This is a genomic window from Paenibacillus dendritiformis (assembly GCF_015845845.1).
In the GTDB taxonomy this organism is placed as follows: Bacteria; Bacillota; Bacilli; order Paenibacillales; family Paenibacillaceae; genus Paenibacillus_B; species Paenibacillus_B dendritiformis_C.
The window spans coordinates 22,058-29,218 of record NZ_LDIG01000295.1; the positions used below are offsets into that span (position 1 = coordinate 22,058).

Consider the following 7,161-nt stretch of genomic DNA (forward strand, 5'->3'; position numbering starts at 1 on the left):
TACGTTTTTAATCCCTATTTACAAATATGAAAGAGAACTTAGGAGAGGTGCGATCGGTCTTCCAGAGCCAGGTCGCCATTTTTTTGAGGTTCATGGCAGCAAAAACAAGCATCGCTTGCGCAGACATTCTTATTAACCCGCGTAAGGTCGTCCGCCGAATCCCATGCTTCTCCTTTAAATCAGCAAAAACCCGCTCTATTGTTTCTTTCCTCTGCGCATAAATCCGTTTGTTTTCTTCTGTATGGCGAAGGTGATCCGCCTCGTCCTCATCGTATACTATCATTTCATCCTCGAAGACGCTATGAGAGCTCGCAAATAGCGGAAGGGGCACACCCTCTCCAAATGCCGCAGCTGATCCTGAACATCGGCATGCAAGCCTCCTTGGCTTTGCCGATCGTGATCAATGGCTTCCACGTATGCCGGATCGGATCGCCGGGGACGGAGAGGTCCACTTCTCAGGCGTATTCTCCCGCCGCGAGAATATCATCATCCGCTGCACCAAGCGATTGGCTGCGCTGCAAATACTGATTGCTTATCCTCAGCGCGCTGGATGAATTGAACGCCAAATAGGTGGCCGATGGCTTTTTCATCTGCTCCGCCAAAGCTGCATTATATCCCGCGCCTCTAGTCACCTGCTCCGCCAAAGCTGCATTATATCCCGCGCCTCTAGTCACCTGCTCCGCCAAAGCTGCATTATATCCCGCGCCTCTAGTCACCTGCTCCACCAAAGCTGTATTATCTCCCGCCACTCTATGCACCTGCTCCGCCAATACTGCAAGAATGCAGCAATTTCATTGACACGAGGTTGCGAAAATACGATTACTGCAAAAATACAGCAATTACTGTGCGGCGAGGCATAAATAGCGTTCAAAATGGCGAAATAATGTAATTTTGCAGGATTTTCTCGGAATTTAGCCTATTGAGGTTAAAAATGCTGCGCCTGTGCAGCAATTTCATGCGGGGAGCAGCTTGCCCTATTTCTTCGATAAATGTTTTATCGGATAGCATGAGCGTATTATGAATTCGGGGAATGAAAAGATGTTAGCCCAGAAACTCCAATAGCGAATCTGAGCGATGATAAAAACGGTGTTGGTATTCATGTACATTAGTGTTGATAGGCTTGATTCTTAAAATAAATCGACATAATTCGACATTTTGGTGTTGATTTTTGTTGATTTTTGTTACAAAATGTTCACAATCTCCCTCTTTCAATCTTCCAAATTTTGAGTAAATTATTGGTGGAGGGAGAGATATAGAGATGAAAATGATTGATGGTGTGAACGGTACCGCTAACTCAACGGCCGCCGGGAGGAGACGGCGCCATCGCATCCGGCTGCGCAAGCCGGAGAAAAAGGCCCCTGTCGGGGTATATACGGATTGTTCGGCTCCATTCTATGTAACGGAGATCGAGCCTTGGGAGCGGGAGGAACGCTGCCGCTTCATGGGCGGGGAGATCGTGATGGACGGCCGCTATCATTATGTGCGCGGAAGCCTGCGCGTGCCGTACGGCAATGGCCGCGGACATATCCGTTGGGAAGTATGGGTGGAAATCCGCCCGGATGGCACGGCAGGCGCATCCAAGTCCGAACGCGGCACGTACACGATCGGGAATGCGCCCATGGAAGGGCGGCTGTCTTCCGCGATTCCCGGTTATCCGGATACGCTGACGCTGGCTGTCAACGTGTATGACCACGGCAGAGGGTCCCTGCCCGATGTCCGCATTCAAGACATGGAGCATCTCCTGGGCAGAGAACAACGGGAAGGGGTAACCTTCCAGCGGTGGCTGGAGCTTCGCCCGCTGCATGCGGAGTACCATCGCTACACCGACGCGCAATAATCTCACATCATCTACGATCGACTTCATATATGAGGAAGAAGGCACGGGCCGTGGCGGCCGGTGCCTTCTGTTATTGTACGTTGATTTTTGCTTCTATTTTTTGCGTCGGGCGCTGTCCCAGCAAGAACGCGGCGGCAAATCCCGCTGCCAGCGTAACGATGCTGATGACGAGCGTCATCGCTGATCCGTTCAATCCGGGATAGACGACGACAAGGGAGCCGACGACCATGCCGATGATTAACGCGTACATTACGGCCGGGAAGCGGGCAAGAAGCATGCGGATGAACTTGCTGCTGACGATGAAGCCGACGATGACGCCGCTCCCGATAATGGCGATCAACGGAATATCTAGGCTGGAGAGCGCGTGGATGGCAGTCGGGTAGGCGCCGAGCAGCAGCAGCACGAAAGAGCCGCTGATTCCCGGCAGAATCATGGCCATGCTTCCGAGCCATCCCGCCACAAACAAGAACACGCCGGAAGAGGCGGTCAATTCAATCACCGGAGCCTGTTCCTCGGGACGGACGAAAGCGGTGGCAGCTACGGCTGCCCCTGCGGCAATCGCCAATACGTAATGGACGGCCTTGAAGGATCGGGAGGCGTCCGCTTCTTTCCACAGTAAAGGAAGGATGCCTACAATCAGGCCCAAAAAGAAAAAGAATGTTGGCTGGGGATGCTCGGCCAGCAGCCATTTCATCAAGCGGCTGAGCAGCAGCAGGGCAGCGCCGACACCGATTCCCAGCGGAACGAGAAAGCCTAGGTGCTTCTTCCATTGTCGGCTGAAGAACCCGCTGATGGCGGCGATCAGGCGCTCGTACATCCCGAGGACGACTGCGATGGTTCCGCCGCTGACGCCAGGAATGAGATCGCTGGCCCCAATGAGAATTCCGCGAAAGATATTTTTCCACTCGAACATTGATAAGCTCCTTTACATAACGTTAAGTCCAAAACAAGCCATATCCATTGTACAATCAATTGCCGCGAGAGTCCAAAGATTCACTTGTTCATGCAATAACAATTTAAAAAAGGAAAATGCATAAACCTCCTGCCTGTCTATCCATAATAATGTCGAGTGCTGAGCGCAGGTTCGGCCCACTTTCATATCCTATAAGGAGGCAAAGGCATGACTTTTCAACAATTTCGACCTCAAAGTCAGGCGCCGTCATCCGGAGCGGGGTTGTCCGGCGGCATTGTGGCAAGCACGTATGCCGGCAATAACTCCGGCCCTTCCGGCAGCACGGCCAATCAAGGCGCGTACAACAACTTCAGCGGTCAAGGAAGCTTCGCGCCGACGAGCAGCTTCGGTGCGGCTGGCGGCGGTCTGTCCGGAGGCATCGTGGCGAGCACGTACAGCGGCAATAGCTCCGGCCCTTCCGGCAGCACGGCCAATCAAGGCGCGTACAATAACTTCAGCGGTCAAGGAAGCTTCGCGCCAACGAGCGGCTTCGGCGCGGCTGGCAGCGGTCTGTCCGGAGGCATCGTGGCGAGCACGTACAGCGGCAACAGCTCCGGCCCTTCCGGCAGCACGGCCAATCAAGGCGCGTACAACAACTTCAGCGGTCAAGGAAGCTTCGCGCCAACGGGCGGCTTCGGCGCGGCTGGCAGCGGTCTGTCCGGAGGCATCGTAGCGAGCACGTACAGCGGCAACAGCTCCGGCCCTTCCGGCAGCACGGCCAATCAAGGCGCGTATAACAATTTTGGCGGTCAAGGAAGCTTCGCGCCGACGAGCAGCTTCGGCGCAGCTGGCGGCGGTCTGTCCGGAGGCATCGTGGCGAGCACGTACAGCGGCAATAGCTCCGGCCCTTCCGGCAGCACGGCCAATCAAGGCGCGTACAACAACTTCAGCGGTCAAGGAAGCTTCGCGCCAACGGGCGGCTTCGGCGCGGCTGGCGGCATCGTAAGCGGACTTCAATCCAACTATGGAGCTTATCAACCAAGCGGGTTACATAGCTTTGGAGCCCCATCGTTTGTAAGCCAATCGTTCCAGCCAAGCGGCCAAACGCAAAGCATTACGGCGCAAACGCATGGCGCGCAGCAAAACGTAGTGCCAAGCAACTTCCAGCCAAGCGGCCAAACGCAAAGCATTACGGCGCAAACGCATGGCGCGCAGCAAAACGTAGTGCCAAGCAACTTCCAGCCAAGCGGCCAAGTACAAAGTATTACGGCGCAAACGCATGGCGCGCAGCAAAACGTAGTGCCAAGCAACTTCCAGCCAAGCGGCCAAACACAAAGCATTACGGCGCAAACGCATGGCGCGCAGCAAAACGTAGTGCCAAGCAGCTTCCAGCCAAGCGGTCAAACGCAAAGCATCACTTCGTCGCTGTCTTCCAATGCATCGGCTTCCAGCGCGGCGGAGCTTGTGCGAAGCGTACAGTCCGACAACCAATTGGGATAGTGACACGGCGGCTCTCTCGGGCCGCCTTTTTATTTCTTTTCGGATTAAAAATTATAGCTTGACATTCGTAAGTAACATTCGTTATTATACTTACATAAAGTAAGTTCGTGTTATTTAATGAGCGACAGTGCTGAGTCAACATCAACAACTCGATCATTGATAGCAAATTTGACGCAGAGGTGAAAGACCGATGAAAAAAGTACTCGTTGTTAATTCCAATCCGAAACCGACGGAAATGTCCTATGGACTCCGTCTGGGAGAGCATTACCTGACTGCGCTGCAAGCAAAAGGCGATGTCGCCATCGAACGCGTGAACCTGTATGAGGATACGATTCCTCTCATTGACGGCAGCGTGCTGGACAGTTGGGGCAAAGCCGCGAAAGGCGAAGCGCTGACTCCGCAGCAAACCGAAGTGCTCGGCCGCATGAACGAAATTCTGGAGCAATTCATTGCCGCAGACTTGATCGTATTCATTACGCCAATGTGGAACCTGAGCTACCCAACGATGCTGAAAGCATATATCGATAACGTCATTATTGCTGGCCGCACGTTCAAGTATACGGCCGAAGGCCCTCAAGGCCTGCTTCAAGGCAAACGCGTCGTGCATATCGAAGCGCGCGGGGGCTTCTATTCCGAAGGACCGGCTCAAGCGTTCCAGTTCACGAACTCCTACCTGAAAGCCGTTATGGCATTTATCGGAATTACGGAATATGAGAACATCGTTGTGGAAGGCATGAATGCCGTTCCGGACCGTGCCGAAGAATTGCTCGAGAACGCCAAGCGCACGGCGGAAGAAAGCGTAGCGCGCTTGTATGCTTCCGTGTAACGAATAGAAAAGGATTAGTGCCTTATCATAGGATTTATAGAGGTCTTACCGGACCGGCTCTTGCGAGAGCCGGTCTTTGTGCGCTTGGCAGCGCATCGTACTAACGGGTGAGAGTCCCGAGCGCACCGCGAGGTGGCGGAAGCGCATAGCTGAACCAATAGTGCTCTGGCCGCGAGGCAGAGTGCGGAGGATTGGAAGGCAAACCTCGGAACAGGCGGCATGAACCATGTTGGCTGTCGAAGCCGGATGACCCTGCAAAAGAAGGGGATGTCCCATACCACCGGAGGCTTCGAAAGTTAGGAGGACTGGATTCGAGGGAAAGTCGATGACGTGACCCAAGGAGAACTCATCGTTTCCGAAAAAAACACGGTAACCCGCACACAAGGCCGCAACGGTCAAGGTGAGGCTACGAATGGTGAGTAGTCAGACGTAGGGATAGTAGTGAACAAACTTGTCGGAAAAGCCGCAATGGCAAGTGAATCGGCGCATAGTCGCCGGTGCAAGCCCTAACCCAAAAGGAAGGGACTTGACGCGAAGCCCGAAACCAGCGTAAGGGAAGTACTGAAAAAAAGAAACTCGCCATGTGCCAGACAGCAGTCGGGGAGCCATGAAGAGCATAGAACCGAGGTCGAACATACGGGTAGACCGTCTGGGGCGAAGTACCATCCAGTAACCCGGCCTATTGCCGTACAGGCTAACAAACCGGGTCTTGAGGGGAAGGAATCGGGGCATGGACGATAAGACGCCAAGCGTCAGGGATTTCCGTGAGGGAGTAAAGAATGGCAAGAAACGCAGATGGTACAGCCTTATCGACAAGATATGGGCGGAGACAAATCTGAAAGAAGCCTATCTAGAGGTGAAACGCAACAGGGGAGGCGCAGGCGTAGACGGAGTGACCATTAAGGCATACGAGTCTGAGTTGGAGGGCAATGTACAAGCCCTTCACCACGCACTGCGAACCAAAACGTACCGTCCGAAGCCGGTGAAGCGAGTGTACATACCGAAGGCGGACGGGACAGAGCGGCCCCTGGGCATCCCGACGGTAGGAGACCGAGTGGCACAAGCAGCAGCAAGGCGAATACTGGAGCCGATTTTTGAGGAGCTGTTTCTGGACTGCAGCTTCGGCTTCCGCCCGGGAAGAAGCGCACATATGGCGCTGGAGAAAATTCGCAAAGACTTGATGGATGGATATGTGTATGTGATAGACGCTGACCTGAAGGGCTACTTTGACACGATCCCGCATGAGAAATTAATTGATGCGGTACGTGAGGAAGTGGTGGATGGCAGCGTATTGGAGTTGATTCGACGCTTTTTGAGGGCAGGAGTCCTGGAGAACGGAAGTTTTTATCTAAACGAGCAAGGCACCCCGCAAGGAGGAGTAATAAGTCCGCTGCTGGCGAACATATACCTGCATCCGCTCGACAAGCTGATGACGGAGAGAGGTCACCGGATAACAAGATATGCGGATGATTTCGTCATCTGCTGCAAGTCGCAGAAAGGAGCAGAACGGGTAAGGAAGTCGGTTGCCCGCTTTCTGGAACAAGAACTTGGGCTGAAGGTGCATCCGGAGAAGACGAAGATTGTGGATAACCGGACAGAGGCATTACTGTTTCTGGGATACGAACTACGGCAAAACCGGATGTATCCCTCGGAGAAGGCCAAAAAGAAGTTCAAGGAACGGGTGAAGGAGCTAACGCGCCGAAACCAGACAGTGAACGTCCAGAAACTGATAAAGAAGAAGTTGAACCCGTACTTGCGAGGGTGGGGAAATTACTTCGGACGAGGACAGGGCGTAAAGTTCTTCAAGCAGATGGACGGCTGGATACGCAGAAGACTGCGAGCCGTACAGATGAGAAGCTGGAAGAAAATCCGCAAACTGCACCGAGAATTGCGTCGGAGAAACTTCGAAGGGGAGCTCCCGCAGCTAAGAATGACAGCGTGGAGAAATTCCCGCAGCTTCCATATTCAATATGTGATGCCGAATGAGTGGTTCCACGAGATAGGTCTGTGTTCTCTTGTTATGCTTTACAATGAACTGCATCCCCAAAGGGGATAGCGCTGGAGGAGCCGGATGCGATGACCCGCATGTCCGGATCTGTGAGAGGC

At 53.6% G+C, this 7,161-nt stretch carries 6 protein-coding genes and 1 pseudogene; 4 read left to right on the forward strand and 3 right to left on the reverse strand.

Features of this window, described 5'->3' with window-relative positions:
• Positions 1-7: 7 nt before the first annotated feature.
• Together ABD76_RS28475 and ABD76_RS28480 are read right to left on the reverse strand one after the other, a co-directional pair.
• A pseudogene (locus ABD76_RS28475) lies at positions 8-265 on the reverse strand (transposase); the annotation flags it as partial.
• 190 nt (positions 266-455) lie between these two features.
• Positions 456-749, reverse strand: coding sequence for a hypothetical protein (locus ABD76_RS28480; protein ID WP_197260225.1), 294 nt, complete (start codon positions 747-749; stop codon positions 456-458).
• Positions 750-1,258: 509 nt separating this feature from the next.
• Here ABD76_RS28480 and ABD76_RS28485 point away from each other — a divergent pair.
• Positions 1,259-1,837: a DUF2199 domain-containing protein gene (locus ABD76_RS28485; protein ID WP_197260226.1), complete on the forward strand. Its 579-nt coding sequence runs from the start codon at positions 1,259-1,261 to the stop codon at positions 1,835-1,837.
• 70 nt (positions 1,838-1,907) lie between these two features.
• Here the strand turns inward: ABD76_RS28485 and ABD76_RS28490 are convergent, their stop codons facing one another.
• The gene (locus ABD76_RS28490) at positions 1,908-2,750 is read right to left on the reverse strand and encodes a DUF368 domain-containing protein (protein WP_197260227.1); all 843 of its coding nucleotides are present in this window, start codon (positions 2,748-2,750) and stop codon (positions 1,908-1,910) included.
• A 207-nt stretch (positions 2,751-2,957) separates the two neighbouring features.
• On the opposite strand from ABD76_RS28490, the gene ABD76_RS28495 reads away from it, so the two are divergent.
• The 3 genes from ABD76_RS28495 to ltrA all read left to right on the forward strand — a co-directional run bounded on the left by ABD76_RS28495 (position 2,958) and on the right by ltrA (position 7,111).
• Positions 2,958-4,229 carry a hypothetical protein gene (locus ABD76_RS28495; RefSeq protein ID WP_197260228.1) on the forward strand — a complete coding sequence of 424 codons (1,272 nt, stop codon included), beginning with the start codon at positions 2,958-2,960 and terminating at the stop codon, positions 4,227-4,229.
• A gap of 190 nt (positions 4,230-4,419) precedes the next feature.
• On the forward strand, positions 4,420-5,055 hold the full coding sequence (locus tag ABD76_RS28500; RefSeq protein ID WP_197260229.1) for an FMN-dependent NADH-azoreductase: 636 nt from the start codon (positions 4,420-4,422) through the stop codon (positions 5,053-5,055).
• 730 nt (positions 5,056-5,785) lie between these two features.
• Positions 5,786-7,111, forward strand: a complete 1,326-nt coding sequence (ltrA, locus tag ABD76_RS28505; RefSeq protein WP_197259675.1) for a group II intron reverse transcriptase/maturase — start codon at positions 5,786-5,788, stop codon at positions 7,109-7,111.
• Positions 7,112-7,161: the final 50 nt, after the last annotated feature.

What these genes read in the sequence shown, in the direction of transcription:
- ABD76_RS28485 (WP_197260226.1), top strand. Translation starts at nt 1,259, where the DNA reads ATGAAAATGATTGATGGTGTGAACGGTACCGCTAACTCAACGGCCGCC.
- ABD76_RS28490 (WP_197260227.1), bottom strand. Translation starts at nt 2,750, where the DNA reads ATGTTCGAGTGGAAAAATATCTTTCGCGGAATTCTCATTGGGGCCAGC.
- ABD76_RS28495 (WP_197260228.1), top strand. Translation starts at nt 2,958, where the DNA reads ATGACTTTTCAACAATTTCGACCTCAAAGTCAGGCGCCGTCATCCGGA.
- ABD76_RS28500 (WP_197260229.1), top strand. Translation starts at nt 4,420, where the DNA reads ATGAAAAAAGTACTCGTTGTTAATTCCAATCCGAAACCGACGGAAATG.
- ltrA (WP_197259675.1), top strand. Translation starts at nt 5,786, where the DNA reads ATGGACGATAAGACGCCAAGCGTCAGGGATTTCCGTGAGGGAGTAAAG.